The organism is Candidatus Vicinibacter proximus (assembly GCA_016713905.1).
In the GTDB taxonomy this organism is placed as follows: Bacteria; Bacteroidota; Bacteroidia; order Chitinophagales; family Saprospiraceae; genus Vicinibacter; species Vicinibacter proximus.
Window position 1 is genome coordinate 303,347 of record JADJOE010000002.1, and the last position, 19,418, is coordinate 322,764.

The window sequence follows — 19,418 nt, forward strand, 5'->3', positions numbered from 1 at the left end:
TCATTGCTTTGTTGATGATCACAGAGGGTTCATTCGATGGAACGCTTGTTCCGTTATGTTCTTTCTCTTTTATCCCATAGCGCCTTAAAGCATTAATTGTGTTAAACGTTGTGTACTTTGATTTCTTCAAACCTAAATCAAACAATAGTTTTCAGATTTTGACTTATTGTTTGTTGGGTCATGCTAATAATTTGGGGAAAAACCAGTATTGCGAACCACGCTTTTCACTTAAGTTGTCCTAAATCCCATCTTAGTATCCTTGTTCTTTTTTTGTATTAATACAAAAAGAACAAAAAAAAATACCCCCGCACATTTAAGCACGGGGGTATTTTTTAGGTTAATCTGATATTGGATTATCTCGTTAAAATCATTCGCTTAGTGGCTGTATGATCGTCCGCATCCAATTGATAATACAGAATTCCATCCGCATTCAAATCTTCGCGTTTAAGCTGGATACTGTTGAGACCTTTCTGTCCTTTGAGTTCGTACACTCTCAGTACTTTTCCTGAAAGGTCATAAATGGTCATTTTAACTGCACCTGCTTTTGGCAATCTATAATTCACTAAAGTCTGCTTGCTGAATGGATTCGGTTCGTTTTGATACAATTCGAATACACCTGTTTCTTCAAATCCTTTCGCTGTTCGGGTACCAAGCTTAATGTTCAATTCCTGTCCTTGGGCATTATATGCTTCTGCACGGGTAATGTCACTGGTGATACCTAATTTCTGTACTAACTTGCCGGATCCCAAAGCTCTGAAAGTCAGCGTATACAAGATCTGATCTGGTGCAATGGTTTCACCCTTAGAGGAATTCCAGCTTGTAGTTAAATAACCACTGGACAATGCCATGGTACCGAAGTTGGCTTCAGTAACGCCAACAGCACCATTTTCAATTCCTTCGAAGGCCAGACTCTTCTCATCAAACTTCAAAGTAAACTGATAGCCTGTTATCTGGTTGAAGTCAGAAGAACGGAAATGAACCTTAACCAACTCACCCGGGATGAGGTCTTCCTGATCGATCTCCAGGGAAAGATCTCCATTGGTTCTGTTGTTGATGACTTGGAGATTATTCGCTTGAGCATTGCCATTTACATCCCCCATTTTCACTCCGATGAAGTCCACAATTCTGTTTGAATCAAGATAAACTGTTGATTTTCTTGGTGCGCCATATGGATTCATTGGATCTGCGAACACATATTCAGAAGGAATGAATGTCCAGGATCTAACTTTTGCAAATTCACTGTTGATACCTAATATCAACTTCCGTATTTCAGCGAGGTCAGCAGCAGTTATGCTTCCACTGTTATTTACATCCGCAGCAATCATTTTGTACGGAGAATTCAAGGCAGCCTGACCCAAGATATGTTTTTGAATCAAAACAACGTCCTGAGTGGATACGCCATTTTTGTGATCGTCATTTCTATCCGGATCAACGGTATAGTTGACGCCCATTTCCAGGTCTCCAAACAAATACGGATTTCCAAGTCTCTGTATCAACAGATTAGTTCCTTTAAACAGACTAACATTTACAGGTACAACCAGATCACCTTTTTCAGTCTTTAGATCCCCTGAAATTCTTGCTTTGTTGTTAAAGTTGTCCGGACAAATATTTTGATTATCCTGGACTATCACTGTTGTTTTACAGTAGTCTTTATTGCCTTCTTCATCTTCGACCCACATTTCCACTTCAAGTTTCAATTCATCGTTCGCCTTTGCATTCACAAAATCATCACAACAAACAGTTACAGAAGCTTTAGTAGGATCACCGTCAAAATAGAATTTCAATTTGTCCTTGGAAGTACAGTTATCGTAGCTGCCCAAATCCAAATCTTTTGCCCAGATATCCACACAACCTGAAGAAGGCATTGGCACAGTAATGATTCCTGTGTGGCAATAAGGTGTTGGCGCTTTGCAGTCTTTAACTTCAAATAAAGTTTCACACACCCCAACGTTTCCACAACCATCTTCTACGAACCAACTGATTCTGTGAATACCAATAGGGTATGTACCACTTGCATCAAAAGGATTCTTAGGATCATCCGCAAACGGATTGTGACTGAATTCCACTGTATCTCCCTGAGCATATTGCTTTTTGGTAAGACTTCCTACTCTGAAATCCCATCCACCATGAACTCCAACTTTGTCATTGTATGCATCGATTTTGTACTCGTAGAACAACCAGTCCTCAGGAGTACATTTATCAGTTGCGGATGATGTCAGACTGATGTGTCCAACACAAACACCTAATTTTGCATTTACAACTGCAGGTTCACAAGGACCAACATTGCAGGTCACTACCGGTTTGTCCTGATCTCTTACTTTGATGATTTGGGTTCTTTCCCATCTGCCTTTTGTAGGGTCGATGAATGGATCATACTGACACCAGTCGATTACCACCCACTTCCTCAAGACTTTGAAACAAGCATCCGGCTCAATGGTGAATATTTCATCAAAATGTTCAATAGAAATCAAAGAACAGTTGTCGTTTGCATTATTGATTACAGTAGGTCTACCTAATTGAGGATTGTCCGGACTGATGTCTGCGCCACAACCTTCTATAGTAACTGGAGTCTGCGTACAAATACCGTTTGGCCACAATAAGTCAGTGTATCTAGGATCATTGCAAGTCACGTCATCCACATAGAAAGGATCACAATCAACCACCCAGATGGTCTGAATCGCTGTGATGTTCAGGTTATTAGGTCCTTGTGCAGAAATAATTCTCTGTATAACACCTTGACCACATTCACGAAGGTCATTAACCGTAATGGTATAATTCGCTCCGCAGTTGCTTAGGACATATCCATCAAAACCCCATTGCAATTCATATTTGCGATCCCAATGCGCTGTATCAAAATATTTGTAGTAATACTCACAAGCCTGGTTTGGTGCAGGTTTAGGAACTGTGTTGGTCGCAACATACCCAGGATATCCAGTGATGTCATTTCTTTCACAGAATTTAGCACAAACCAAATCCTGGGTTACCACTTTCTTTCTGTCGCTCAAGTCACTTACCACTCGACCAAAAGTAGGGTCATTTGGATCAGTGATCTTATTGATGTCAAACCAGAACCAGCAACTCACCACAATATTCGGTGGCGCAACTACAGTTGGTGGATTTTTACTTTGAACTTCCACTTCAACCATACAATCGTTGAATCTTCCATACAATGGACTTGTTCTGTTGTTCATTCTGTTTGGTGCAACAGGACCTGCTCCAGGGTCAACATCAAACACTCTTAAAACCACCATTACACTTTGCGCAGTGTTGGTACAACAGAATGATGTTGCATCGTCAAAGTAAACCTGGTTTCCAGTGAGTGAAGAATTATCGTCACCATTCAAACCATTGCAAGCAACTGTATTGTTGGCATTGCTACCGTTGTTGGTACCCAACAATTCAGCCATTTGAATGACTTTGTAGTAGATGTGGTCTTTACAGTTGTCGAATGAACCTTCGTCGAATGATTCAGCATATACAGTAGCAATGTTTTGACCAGGAGATTGATTTCCAGTGATAGATACTACCGTTTTTGTGCGGCAAACCGGTACCGGAGGTGTTCCATCAAATACATTCACCATCATCTTCTTTATGGTCTTATTACCACAATTGTCAGAAGCAATTAACTCGGCTGCATGAAGACCTTCTGGAAGGTTGTAAATAATCCACTGGCCATTAGCCAACTGAACCGGATTACCCACTTTCATTTTGATTACATAATTAATGCTATCTGAACAATCATCCTTTAACCAAGGACTTGCAACATCCCAAATTGCTTTACAATCAAATGCACCTGTAGATAGGGATATCGTATCCGGGTAAGCAATTTCAGGTCCTTTTTTATCCAATACCTGAATGACTTGAATATACTCGATCGGGTTCACCCCTGCGATTACTGGCAAGCACATGTTTCTGACTTTCCAATAACGAAGGATCTCGTAACTGTTTTCACAGATATCGTAAACCTCATCATCATATCTGATGGATAAGGCACATCTTCCTCTCTTATACAAGTCAATGTCATCAATTGTAGGGACTCCTGTTCCAATCCATCTAACCACCTCATCAGGTCCCCAACAGAAATTCTGATTTGTGTTCCAGTTAGGATGTGGTTGATAGTAAACAGGATAAGGATTTGGATGTCCGGCAAATTTTCCGGAAGTAATATCATTCCAACCCAAAGCTTTCGGTAAACGCTCACCGGACAAATCTCCGCCGGCAATTGTTCCACCAGTTGCTTTCCAATGCACTGAATCAAGCAAATATCCATCTACACAATCAGGATAAGCCAAAAAGTGTCCTGAAATATCCTTGTCATTAATTCTCTGAGAACACTCCAAATGAGGAAGATCAAGATCATCATAGCTTCTTGGCCATCTGATCTTGGTAAGATCCATTCTTTCAATAGATATAATCTGTGCGCAAGAATCTCTGTTTCCATAAGCATCCTCTACAAACCACCAACGGTTCACAACAGCTACATACGGCACAGCACATTCTCCTAATTCTGCAACTTCATCAAAGTATGTGATTACAGCTGTAGGTTCACAATTTGTAACTACCGCACGACCCAAATCATTTGGATCCAGAGTAGAAATACAACTTACAACAGTATCACGAGGACAAGACAATTTTGGTTTTTGTTTGTCTTCAATACAAACCCTTCCCCAACAGGAGTTACCTGTACGTGGGTCTCTGATGGTTACTTTGAAACACTTACCCACATCGTTGTAGGTGAAGGTGCTTGCATGAGGAACTCCTCTATCATCAGTTACTATAATTTCATAATCATTGTAGCACCAATGGTTACCACCTTCAAGAATCATGTCAGGATTAAGTACTGCCGTACATGAGGCATCCAATGATAGATTGATCAGATCATTACATGCCAGTTCGCCTGAACTAGGCACGTAAGGTTCTACAGTCAAGGTGAAGCAAGAAGAGTCTCTGTTTCCACTCTTGTCTATTCCGTAAATGCAAACCCTGTTTTTACCAACCGGGAAGAAAGTTCCACTAGGAGGTATTGAATACACAGTATCCAGCCCACATGAGTCTTCTACATTTGGAGTGAAGTAGTAGAATTTACCACATTCACCCGGTTCTGCTCTGATGACAAGATCTTTCATTGCAGTGATTACCGGACCGTTGATATCCTTAACATTCACTGTAAACATGCACATTCCCTGATTGCCTGAAAGATCCCTGAGTGTATAAGTTATCTTGGTTGTTCCGATTGGAAGAACTAAAGAATCACAAGCTCCCGGAGTTACATTTTTGGTAATCGGACCAAGTACGGTAGTTACAACCCCAGTTCTGGCTGTTGTACAAGTAGTAACATATTCCATTACCATTGTACCTCCCTGACAATTGTCATTGATTTGCGGATGGAACCATAAGAATTTCTTACGGCACTGTCTGAAATCAGCGGTAATTGTAGTATCTCTTAGATTAGAAGGCCCTTTGCAAAGTACCTGTAATCTCCAGTTGGTAAGTACATTGGAAATAGCAGAATTAAAACAGCTGTTGTCCTCAATCTCCAATCTCCAGATGCCTTGACCCTGCTCTCCGTAGAATTTGTTAAAGCTCTCTTGCGGAATATAGAAACCACCATTGCCAAAATTAGGCACGCAGGCTGCTCCGTTAATACTTCCAAACGTTCCGCCCTTATTGTCAAGGGTTCCAAAGTTCAAATTAAAAGCAGTAGAAGAATTACAAACATTCTCCCACAATTTGACTCTTGTTCCTCTTGGGCTGATCAAGGTAACTTCCCAGTCACCTAAATCCTGGCTGGAAGTACCAGTCATGTTGAGAATTCTTACTCCACCAACGATACAATTGTTGGCAATATTCACGGTAGATGCAAAGCACTGACCTTGTGTAAATGCTACGTTAAGGTTGGTAGGAATTCCACTGCTGAGCGAATCCAGTCTTCCACATATCGGTGCTTGTTTGTCCAGGATAGTAATTGGCACTTTGCAACAAACCGGTGGATGAACGATAGACTGCATGGATACTGTATCCAGATTTGCAGTAGAGAACAAGTTTCCAGGATTCCAGCTTCCGATAGAAGCTGCATTACAAGACTCCGCTAATTCCCAATCGGAACTTCTATTGTTATCAATATGATCTTTTCTGTAGTAGGATCCACGGCAGAAATGTGGATTTGTAGCACCGGCCCAATCTGCAGCAAGTACTACAGCACTGGTACCTCGTCCAACAGGATTAAATCCATTGGTAGCCACCACATCGATCACACGATCAACCAATCTTAAGATGTAAGCACGCTGATCGTTGATGCCTGCCTGGGTACAATTCATGTGGAAGAATCTGCTGGCTGGAACGTCAACACCGGAACCGATGTGGAAGGTCGCTACCTGACCAGGAGCAAGGAAATGCATTGGCATCAAAGCGAAGGCCGGAGGAAGTGTATAATTACAGATTGAACCTGCAGGCCCGACTATTTCAATACTCAAGCAAGTGAGGTCAATTATTCCACCACCATAGTTTCCAATCTCGAGGTAATCTCCATCCACTAAATCAGTGGTGATGAATCCCGGTACCGGATTTGTTCTTCCAATTGTAATCGTTCCACCAGCTATAGGCGTACCCAATTGTTGTGTCACTTCCGTGATTTTCAACAATGGCTGATCTGTAACACAGTAAGTAATGGTATCTACACCGACAGGGAAGAAACTTCCTGCTGCAGAGTTAAATCCTGACTTTATCACTGTTCCAGTGCTGTCAGTAATAGTATAACTCACCAAAGTGTTTGGACAGTTGTCTTTAATTCCGGTAGGATCAATACCATCTGCAGAAGTAAGGGTACGACCGCATGAATCCAAAGCCGCATCAAAAGTTTTGGCTGATGGACAAGTAATGGAAGGAAGATCCCAGAAATCGTTTACTACAATCTTCAAGGTACAAGTATCCTTATTTCCGCAAGGGTCAGCTGCTTCAAAAACAAGGACAGTTGTTCCTACAGGGAATCTGCTTCCTGATTTCAGGCCGGTCTTGTCGATTTGTCTTACAGTTGGGGTACTACAATTGTCGAAAGCTGCCATTGGTGAGAAATTCACATATGCATCGCAATGGAAAGTTTCTGCTGCCACTACGATTGGTGGTCTTGGACAATTGAAGAATACTGGTTTTGTCGTATCTGTTGTCCCAATACGCAAAGTTCTTGTGGAGAAATTGCCACAATCATCCGTTGCTGTAAATGTTACATCCTGGAATCTGGTATCCCCACAACCGCGAACCCATCTGTTATCACTAAAATTATGTCTCCAGGTGATGTTGTCACTGCACATATCAGTTGCAGACAAACCACCAAGTGAATCCAGCCATGCGGTAATTTCATCATCGTTACCTGCACCGGATTGATCACATTCTGTAAGTTTATTGTATCCACCGGTAATTACTGGTGGTGTGACGTCACGAATATGGAAAGTTGCTTCACGGAAGCTTGTATTTCCTGAACAATCTGTGGCAGTGAATCGATAGATAACACTATCTGTATTGCTGCATCGATCGTACTCACGAATGAGGTCATGTTCATATCTGACCGTTCCATTGCATGGATCATCAAGTACGACTCCCCTTCCATTTGCTGCCAACCAAGCGTTCAATTGTGCAATATTTCCTCTGCTGTCGCAATCCACCACTTCATTTGCAGGATTTACCAACCAAACAGGCGGCGTGGTATCCCGTACAATAAATCTGGCTATGGTTCCCAGAGAGATGTTTCCACAGGAATCCAAAGCATTGAACATGTAGGTAAGAATTCGATTCTGACCACAGGTTACCTGAGTACGCATTAATGTAGTATCCCATGCAAAAATTCCATCCGTGAGACTGTTGATATCTGTCTGTAATGGCAATGAATTCAAGTGATTCAGAATATTCCATTTCAAATTTCTGGCATTAGGTTGAGGATTGTGGAAACCAGATGCGGTCATTCCACCAAACATCACCACCCCACTTCCCCAAAGGGATTGAGCAAGTACCGGTCTGTTGGCACCTCCATTTTCACGAATCATGACACTCATGGATGGAGGACCTACAATGGAGTGTCCAAATAACCCTCCGGTGTAATTAGCGCCAGTTGGCAGATATGGCCCAGTTACGATTGGACCTGAGGCAATTACATTCCCAACATAAGTAGATCCTGGTGTATAGAGAATCTGTACCCCTCCAAATCCAAGATCAATATTGCCACCTTGATTTGGTGCAGAATTCAATAATAATCTTCCTCCGCAAGCCACCCAAGCCTCCATTGCCGCCCTGTTGGCATTTACAAAAGTGTTAAAGGCATTGGCAGAACCATCACTTCCATCAATGTATATAAATCTATAATTTCTGGAGAAAATGGTAGAGGCTGGGGTACCAAAATTAAGTTGATCCCAGTTTCCAGCTCCAAAAATCTGATTCATGGAAGTTGTGTAATCATTGTAAGATGGTCCGCCTCCCCAAGGGAAAGAAGGATCCGTTACAAGAGCCGCACGTGCACCTGATAATGGGCCACATGAAACACCACTACACAAATCAATTGCCCTGGCTCCTCCATGATTGGCGATCCATGAAGCAAAATCATTAACATTACCGGTTCCATCACATTCTACTACTGTATCCTTTGCAGGGGAAGCGATTTCAGGTGGAGTTCTGTCCACAACTGTAACCGTAGCAACTGCAGAAACACTGTTGCCACAGAAATCTCTGGCTGTGAAAGTCACTGTAGCAGATCCTGTGGTTCTGGTACAACCATTTGAAAGGCCGGTATAATTGTTAGAATAGAAAATCTCAGTGGAACAGGAATCGGTTGCAACCCCATCACCATTTTTCAACAACCATGCTGAAATCTGAGCGTAAGGATCGTTGGTTCCATCGCATTCAATGGTCAAGTTAACCGGTCGTACATTCCAGACAGGATTGTTGTTGTCGATCAGGAATACTCTAAAAGTAACCGTACTGAAATTACCACATTCATCCGTTGCAGTAAATATTACCGGTGTACCGGTTGGGTTGTTACACTCCAATCGCAATGAATTTCTATTAAAATTGTTGGTCCATCTTACTCTTGAACATGCATCTGTTGCAGATGCGCCAGCATTGGTGTTTAACCAACCGTCTAACTGACCGTATGTTGTAGGTACCCCACAATTGATGGTAAGATCTGCACCACCTGTGATTGCAGGGGCTATTCTATCCAAAATGGTGAAAGTGTCGTAAGCTGTAGCCGTATTTCCACAGGAATCACGTGCAGTGAATTCGAAAATATATTTGCCAGTATATTGGCTACATCCGGATCTTCTGTCAAATACCAACCAGCTCAGACTTCCACCTGCACAGTTGTCGGTAAATCTAGCCGTGTTGGCCCAAGCAGTCATTCTTGCAGTTTGAGGCGTACCATCGCATTCAACCGTCAATGGTCCAGGGGTAATAACCACCGGTGGAGTAAGGTCAGTTCTGATGGTTCTGCTACAAGTATTGGTACAACCATTTGGCGTAGAACGGGTATATGTCACTACAAAAATTCCACAAACTCTAGGCGTGAAGACTGCTGTTCCATTGGCATTTCTAACCAAAGTAGCCCTACCACCAACCGTGTCAGCGGATGTCCAAATTCCATCATTTGGTGTGGCAAGTGGAGTTAATGTGATAGGAGTTCCAACACAAACGGAATCTGCGCTGGCGGTGAAGCAAGAGATCAATGGAGTTCCTGATTCAATTTTTATCTGATGGCATTTAACTGCTTCGCAGAAGCTGCCTGCAGGATTTGTTCCGCAAGAGGCATAAGTAATTCTTTCTGTAAGACATATACTAAATGTGGATGGTGTTACCGGTGGAGCTGGTCCAATTGTAACAACACCCGTTGAAGCATTTATAGTTACTCCGGCAGGAGCGGGAGGAACTAAGGACCAGGTCCTGGTCAATGTTCCGTTGTTGCCCCAAGTGTCGGAATTCAAGAATGGAGTGATGGTAACTGTAGCCAATGGCTCCCAACAAACAGCATCCTGGGCATCAAAGTTAGGCTGCGGTTCTTCTGTCAACAATACAAAAGCCGTATCGGATTTTGGACCGCAAGCTCCGGTTGCACCCGGATAAGAAGCAGGTACAGTATACACTACTTGATGACAACCAGGCATTGCCGACATGGTCTCATTTCGGATCACAAAAGCAGGGCCGGACAAATGAGTCCAAGTCCCTCCTCTGGTCGTGGTATCTAAATATAATTCGGAAAGATCGAAATCTGTGAAAGGATTAGGAGACCCTGCACTGAAATCATAACATCCCCTAACCACATCTGGTCCGATATTAGGAATTAATCCACGTTTTACTTCAACATTTCTGGTAAAGGTTGCACTACATCCATCTGGTGAATTAACCGTATACGTTACCGCATGAATGCCTACTCCTGCAATAGCAGGGCAGAATTCATACTGTGGATGGCCTACTCCAGGAACAGGTCTAACGCCTCTTCCGGTAAACACACCGCCGGTTGTTCCAAGAACAAGGGCATCCAGATCCTGACATGGCATGTCAATACACAATGGACCTAGTGGTCCCCATTCCGGATTGTTAACCGTAACACTATTTACAACCCGAATCACTTCGCATACCTCTGCACGGCAAGTAGTACTCAAGCCACAAGCAGTGGTGGTTATCACTTCTTCCATACAAATGGAAGCGGTTCCATTACCTACCACAGTAATAATTCCTGCTGCATTGATGGTCACCACTGAAGTATTGGTGCTTCTATAATTTCTTACTACTGAGCCGCTGTATGCAGGGCTGGTAATAAAGTTGTTGATATCATAAGTGACCGATCCGGCCAATTGATTCCAACAGATTGCATCCGGCAAATCAAAGGAAGGATTTGGCATTTCGCCAACGTGTACAGTAAAGTCCTGTGTGGCCAAACAAGCACCGGTAGCGCCAGGGAATGAACGTACAGTATATCGTACTGTATAACATCCTGGATTTGTAAAGTGCAAAGTATTTTCCACAACAGCACCGGTACTGGCAGCAGGGCCGCTTACAAATGACCATGTTCCACCGCGTGTCGCTGTAGGACAAAGCAGATCTGTCAGATTATGACTTCCCAATGTATATCTTGAAGCCAGTGTAACCCCATTGAAAGGTCCGTATGTATTGGTGTTAGGTCCTTTTGCCTGAGTAGCACACTGTAAAGTATCCCTTGTATCGGTACAATTAACCATTACCGCTGGATAAACCACGATATTATGAGTTTGTACGGCAGTACATCCTGCTCCATTCTGAACTGTATAAGTTACAGAGTGAGTTCCAGGGCCTGCAATACCAGGACAGAATTCATATTGAGGATGACCTACACCCGGAACAGGTCTAACACCTACTCCGGTAAATACGCCATTTGGTGTACCGGTAACCAAAGCATCCAGATCCTGGCATGGCTGATCCACGCAGAAAGGACCAATCGGGGTCCAGGTAGGAAGGACCTCTGTGTTGGATTGATGGATGGTTAAGATTTGACATTTGGTTTCAGTACAGTTAAAATTACCCACCAGAGTTCCACAGTTATCATAATCCGTGGTCTCTGTTAAACAAACCCTGAATGTTCCCGCACCATGCACTATCACGTTAGGCTGCTGGGCTGAAGTACTGCTAAATGTTGGCACTGGACCACCACTGATGGCACTCACTGTCCAATTATAAGTTAGGGTACCATTGTTAGGTGGAAAAGTTGTTCCGTTGTAAAGAGTAGGAAGGGATAAAGATCCATCAATACCATTCCAACAAGCTTCTTCAGCCAAATCAAAATCAGGTTGAGGCTCTTGACCAATTAAAATGAAAATGTCATCTGACATAGTACCACAAGCATTGACTCCACCCGGGAAGGCTGGACCTACGGTATATCTTAACTGATGACAACCATCAGCCAAACGGGCAGTTTCATTTCTGATAATTGGATTACCTGAATTATTTCCAGGGCCAGAGATATATGACCAGGTACCACCTCGAGTGGTAGCGGAAGTGTAATATTGACTTAAATCAAGGAAAAATGGATTAAATCTGTCCAGATTAATACATCCAATAGCAACATCTACAACCAATGAAGCATTGTTGGCAGGGAAAACAGTTACCAATCTGCTGAAAGATGCAGAGCATCCGTCAGGAGAATTGACTGTATAAGTCAATACATGAGTTCCAACTCCGGCCAAAGAAGGACAGAATTCATACTGTGGATGTCCGGTTCCAGGTACAGGTCTTACCCCATGTCCTGTGAAAATTCCACCAGGTGTACCGGTTACCAAAGCATCCAGATCCTGACATGCCTGGTCAATGCACAATGGTCCAAGAACAGACCAATTAGGATTAGTAACAGTTGTATTGTTCACAACCCTAATGGCTTCACAAATTTCTGCAGTACATGTGGTACTCACTCCACTGCAAGCAATGGTGGTAATTACTTCTTCCATGCAGATGTATGCTGTACCATTTCCAACGACGGTAATTAAACCGCCAGCTGATACAGTTACCACTGAAGTATTGGTGCTTCTGTAATTTCTTACCACGGATCCTGTATAAGCAGGGCTGGTGATAAATTGGGTAATATCATAGGTAATAGAGCCGGCCAATTGATCCCAGCAAACTGCGTCCGGAAGGTCAAATGATGGATTTGGCGCCTCTCCCACATGGATGGTGAAATCCTGTGTAGCTGTACAAGCTCCCGTTCCGCCAGGGAATGAAGAAACAGTATACCTTACTGTATAACATCCCGGATCAGTATAATGAAGAATTCCATTGGCAACTGTTCCGGCAGTTCCGGTAGGTCCGCTGACATAAGACCAGATTCCGCCTTTGGTTGCAGTAGCACAAAGAAGATTGCTTAAACTATGAACGTCATGTGTATATCTTGAGCTTAGCGTTACTCCATTAAAAGGACCATAGTTGTTGTTATTTGGTCCGGTTGCACGAGTGGCGCACTGAATGGTATCGCGAGTGTCCAAACAGGCCAGCGTAACCGCAGGAAAAACTGTAATATTATGAGTCTGAACGGCAGTACATCCTGCACCGTTATTTACAGTATAAGTTACTGCGTGCGTACCCGGGCCGGCAATTGCAGGACAGAATTCATATTGTGGATGACCCACTCCCGGAACAGGTCTAACACCTACCCCTGTAAATACGCCACCGGAAGTACCTGTAACTAACACATCCAGGTCCTGACATCCCTGATCTACACAGAATGGTCCGATGGCGGTCCAAGTGGGTATAACTTCTGTATTGGATTGGTGGATTGTAATGCGTTCACAATAGGTTTCTGAACAACTATTTACAGAAAACCCAGGATTATTACAGGAGACAAGCGTCTCAGTAAGGCAAATTTCAAATATTCCAGCACCCTGAACAGTAATTGTAGGGTTTTGGATCGTATTGTTATTGAATGTTGGTACAGGGCCTGGACCACTAATTAATGTAGCAATCCAATTATATGTATGGCTGGAGGCTCCACCACCATACGTATTTCCATTATAAAGCGGATTTAAACTAACAGACCCGGCAACCCCATTCCAACAAATTTCCTCAGCTACATCGAAGCTAGGTGTTGGTTCTTCTGATAGGGTCAGGTTAAGGTCCATAAACATAACACCGCAATCTCCTGTAGCTCCAGGAAATGATGCCGGTACAGTATACCTTAGTACGTGACACCCTGGCTCACCATAATAGGTTTCGTTAAATGGTCCGGCTGAATTTGGTCCTGAAATTTTGGTCCAAGTACCTCCTCTTGTCGTACCAGAAAGATAAGTTTGGGTAAGATCGAACTCAATCATATTGAACCCATTAAGAACAATACATCCTGATCTAAAAGGAGTTAGGAGACTGGCATTCTGAGCCGGGTAAACAACCACATTTCTACTGAATGAAGCTGAACATCCATCAGGGGAATTTATTGTATAGGTCACTACATGAGTCCCTACCCCAGCTAATGCAGGACAGAACTCATATTGTGGGTGTCCAGTTCCAGGTACAGGTCTGACTCCATGTCCGGTGAAAATTCCACCTGCTGTACCCGTAACTAATGCATCCAGGTCTTGACATGCCTGGTCTATACATAATGGTCCAAGAACTGACCAATCTGGATTTGCCACTGTAGTATTGTTTACAACTCTGATGACTTCACAAACTTCTTCAAGACAAACAGACAATGTAACGCCACAGGCAAATGTGGTAATGCTTTCTTGCATGCAAATACTGGTGGTACCATTTCCAACAACGGTGATTACGCCAGAAACTGGAGTAACTGTAGCAACAGCAGGATTGGTACTTCTGTAAGTTCTTACTACTACACCACTGTAAGCAGGGCTGGTAATAAAGTTGCCAGGTATGGTATATTGTACCAAAGAAACCTGATCCCAACAGATGGCATCCGGTAGATCAAAGCTTGGATTTGGCCTTTCCCCAACATGAACTGTGAAGTCCTGTGTAGCGCTACATACTCCGTCTAATCCAGGTCCAGACAAAACAGTATATCTTACGGTATAACAACCCGGATTGGTAAAGTATAATAAATTGCCAGCTACTGCACCTGTATTGGCTGCTGGCGCACTCACCAACGTCCAATTTCCTCCTTGTGTAGCAGAGGCGCAAAGCATAGAATTTAAAGGATGGGTGCCTATTGTGTATCTAGAAAACAAGAATACTCCTCCATGAGGTCCGTATAAATTACTGTTTGGACCTAATGGCATGGTAGCACACTGAAGAGTATCTCTGGTATCTGCACATGCAACAGTTGCCGCAGGATAAACCACAAAACTGTGACATTCCACTGCAGAACAACCAGCACCATTATTCACAGTATAGCAAATTGTATGAGTACCCGGACCTGCCACGGATGGGCAGAAACGGTAATTTGAATGGGATGGATCCAATTGTACACCATTTCCTGTGAAAACTCCACCCGTATTTCCGGTGATTCTGGCATCCAAATCAATGCAGATATCGTCCACACAGAAAGGCCCTGCGGAAGTCCAGGTAGGAATTACTTCGACGTTGGTTTGATTAACCACAAGGATTTCACAATGTTGATTAACGCAGGCGTTTACTGCATTATCGGCACATAACTCGTACTCAATGGTTTCGGTTAAACAGATGTTGAATGTGCCCGCTCCATTGATGATTACATTAGGTTCAGTAGTAGTTGCGTCACTGAATGTCGGAGCAGGACCTGCACCTGAAATAGTAGAGGCTGTCCAGGCATATGTGATTTGGGAAGCATTGGTTCCGAAAGTTGCTCCGGTATATAAAGTAGGCAAACTAACAGATCCAGCAATACCATCCCAGCAAACTTCTTCTGCCAGGTCGAAATCTGTCTGAGGCTCTTCTGTGATCATTAGGAACACATTGTCAGAAACCTCTGCACAGGCATCAGTTGCGCCCGGGAAAGCTGCAGGTACCGTATAAAGTAATTCGTGGCATCCGGGAGTTGCTTCAAATGTTTCATTGAGAATGCGGCAACCGTAAGGAGTAACTATTGTCCAATACCCGCCACGAGTAGTGCTTGGAGTATATAATTCCGATAAATTGATATCCGTCACATAATCTCCACATACACCTGAATAATGAAGATCAAAACAACCTTTTTCTAAATAATTCACCAATGTAGCGTCATTTGCTGCATTAACCCTGATGAGGGTGCAATAGGATTGCTGGCAGGAAGGATCTCCTGTGGTAGCACAAATTAAATAGGTGCCTGCACCTGCAGCGCTTGGATTGAAGATAGCGGTAGTACTGTCGCTATTTACTGTTAGACAGGAACCACATGAAGCGGTCCAGATTACTTCCTGAGTATTGTCTCGGTTGAGTGGATTACCATCCTGAATACTTGGGTCAGGCGTAGTCAAAGAAAGATTTAAGGCAGCAACATCCACACATGTTACCTGTGGAGCTACAAATGAAGGATCGCTGGATGCACTCACTACCATAAATGCTCTGTCAACATCTGTACAGTTTGCACCAGTTGTTAGAGAATAACTTACTTCAAAGCTGCCTTCTCCGGCAAGAGCAGGAGAAAACATAGCAGTACCATCCGTCATACCGATGAGTCCCGGAGTTGCCGGAGTTACAGACCAAACACCTGTCTGATCACATTGTGGCAATCTTCCTACCATATTAGTGGTGATGATTACTTTATTGTCACGAGTACAGACGGTTGATGGAGCATTGATCTCCACATCGGGTCTAGGACAAACCGTCACAATAACATCATTGTTGATATTGTCCGGATTACAATCCTGAGGGAGTGTATAGGTCACGTTTACATCTCCGCATCCACCGGTATAAAAGAAACCGTTTGGCAATAAGATACCGGTGATGGCAGGAATTGAAATTGCAGAAAGGCTGGCACTGAAAGTACCACCACCTACAGACCCATTGGCTAATAAGGTAGAATATGGTATAAAAGTACCTGGAGTTGCACAAATTTTAAAGTCCTGAACCAGGTCATTTCCGTTATCCGGAATATCATTGTTGATAAGAATGTCAATGCAATAGTTCTCTTCGCATCTTGGGTCCCCAACACTGGCACACACAGTGAACAAGCCCGGACCAGGCCACCCATCTCCATCAAGGTCTGCCGGTTGGAATGTTCCATTAATACCGGGACCGTCAGTAACCCCTGAACCAGTCCATCTTACATCTGCATCCACTAAAGCATTGCCTGCTTCATCCAATCCACTAAGCAGACTTAGAGTAACAGGGAATGTAGAGGACCCTTCACACAATGGAGAAACCGGGGTAATTCCATTTGGACTTGCCCCATCTTTATAAATGGTTATCACTTGATTGTAGACAAAATCAGGACATCCGAACAATGCGCCTGTAGGGTCGTTGATGGTCATTTTAATGGTATAGTTACCGGCTACCACATTGCCCGGATCTACTATTACAGGTGGCAGCGTACTAATCGTACCTGTTACTGGCGCTCCACCGATCAAAGTGTTACCTGAAGGACCAGAAGTTACTTCAAAAGTTACCTGATAATCAAAGCAACCATAAAATATTCTATTGGTGTCGTTAATGCTGAATGGTGTAGCATCCTGACACATATCATCCGGAAGATCGAATGATCCTTTAGGACATTCGTTGATGGTAATGGCAATATCGTCAGAGGTTACAACTCCCTGACAATCTGTGATCGTATATCTTAAATTTAAGACAAGACAACCTCCATCATATTTTGCGATGTGAGAATATCCGGCACCGGTTGGTGGAATGATGTTCACACCCGGAGTTACCGGTCCACCAAGATTTGGAACCTGAGACAAAATCGTCCATTCTCCACCCTGAGGTGCATTTTGTAATAAGTAGGATTCAAGATCAATTTGTGCATCCGGACACAGACAAATTCCAAAATTATCCACCAGGAATGGCGGAGCATAATCTTGTTCTACCTTGATGGAACGGGTAAGTTCCACATGGCAATTGGCATCGCCAACTGTATAAGTTACGGTATAAACGCCGGGACCGGTTGGCTCAAAAATGGCAGGGTTACCACCATTACAGCGATTGTCCGGTGGAGCCGGGCTCACGAAATCTCCAGACCAATAACCACAATCCTGTGCAGTAGCTAAATCCAGGTAATCGCATAAGTTTAATGGTAGATCAGACATACATACTGTTCCGGGGTTGGTCCATGCAGCGTCAAGTGGATTCACTTGAATCAAAACCTGACAGTTGCCTAAAACGCCACTTACATTTCCCGAACAGTCTTCTCCCCAAATTGGAATATCCTGAAGTCCTAGTTGGCCACAGCCAAAAGAGGCAGCATCATTTCTTTCCATTGGAAACCCATCGCAATTGTCATTTACGGTAGCTATACCGTTAAACCAATCTTGTGGTATCGTAACGGTAGAATATATACAAGTATTTGGATCTATAGTTAAATAGAAAACAGGAGCCGGCAATGGGCAATCCAATAATAAATCCGGTGCCGTAACATCCTGAAATCTTAATAAGTTATCACAATTAAACAATACCGGGCCGCCATTAGGGTTGCCATTGCAATCTATAAATGAAAATTGAACATCGACCTCGTCATTTGGGAAAAGTGGATTGCAAATGATATTTCCTGCAAATACAGGAATGTTACCACCAGGAATCACAGGAGTACCCGGTGCGAATAATTCGAATTCATAAGTCCCATTTCCATCCAAGTCAGCATACATACCTATTTGGGATGGGTCAATAACAGAACAATTGTCGCTAAAAATACTGGCATCTCGGATGTCAGGAACGTTTGCAGAACATGCTACATCAACTGGTAAAACGACTTGAGAAGGACACAAAGCACCGACAGGTGGCGTTACATCGGATACGGTAACTGTTAAAGTACAGCAATTGCTTGGAAGAGGTCCGGCGGGAGCAGGATCCAGGTTGCCATTGCCAAAGCAATCCTGAGCACATATTCTTATCGTAATTACCCTTGGGCCGGCACATCCACCGGTGATCGTTGGGAAGGTATTATTTATAAAAGGGCCTACATTAGGATTGGTCACGCCCAAAACTCTTTGAGAATAAGTAAACGGACTACCACAAGCATCCGTGGCAGAAGCAAGTCCCCTGAAATCTGCTACCGTATATTCACAATTGGCATCAAAGGCATCTGTTGCATCAGGTGGACAGGTAGAAAGTATAGGTGCAACCTGATCGCGAAGACGAATGGTTACGGAAGCAATATTGGATAAGTTGCCGCAGGCATCTGCAGTACGATATTGAACAGTAGTGCCCAGGTTAGGTGAAGTCGAACAGGCCAGATCCGGCACAGGAAAACCACTCACAATAAATGCGTTGGCGATCAAAGTAGGATCACTGGTACAGTTGTCTGCTACCCTTGGTCCGGTTACAACACTTAGAAGGTTAGCAAGTGAAACAGTGCATCCACTGTCTATATCCAAAATCAATGTTGCAGGAATGGTTAGTGTTGGGTTTACCGCATCAGATACCGTATAGGAATCTGTGTTGGTAATAAAACATAAGGCACCGGTTCCAAAATTAAAATAAGTGGTCACCAATGAAACATTAAAAGAGGTCCCATTCGGACATGTTCCAGATTGAGGCACAAGTCCGGGAGTACCTGCAGGTGGTATCTGGATTGGCGTGGCACCCCCAATTCTTGTAAAGCCCATGCAGGAAGCAGTTGCCTGCCAGGCATGCCCGGTGGCCACATTTGGAGTCAGGTACAAACAGCCTACTCCTAAGGCAGCATTTATTGGATTATTATTGCCTTGGGTTACGCAAACGTTCATGCCAGGAGCACAAGGTCCTTGTGCGGATAGGTCTTCACCGGGAGCAAACAAAAACAATAACAGTGCTATTGCTCCTGTGATGGTTTTCATTGCCTTTACGGGATTTCGTAAAAATGTTTTCATGGGGTTGATTTT

The 19,418-nt window shown here is 43.4% G+C and carries 1 protein-coding gene; it reads right to left on the bottom strand.

Annotated features, from left to right (window positions below):
* Positions 1-353: 353 nt before the first annotated feature.
* The gene (locus IPJ83_07700; GenBank protein MBK7880426.1) at positions 354-19,406 is read right to left on the bottom strand and encodes an HYR domain-containing protein; all 19,053 of its coding nucleotides are present in this window, start codon (positions 19,404-19,406) and stop codon (positions 354-356) included.
* Positions 19,407-19,418: the final 12 nt, after the last annotated feature.

What these genes read in the sequence shown, in the direction of transcription:
- IPJ83_07700 (MBK7880426.1), bottom strand. Translation starts at nt 19,406, where the DNA reads ATGAAAACATTTTTACGAAATCCCGTAAAGGCAATGAAAACCATCACA.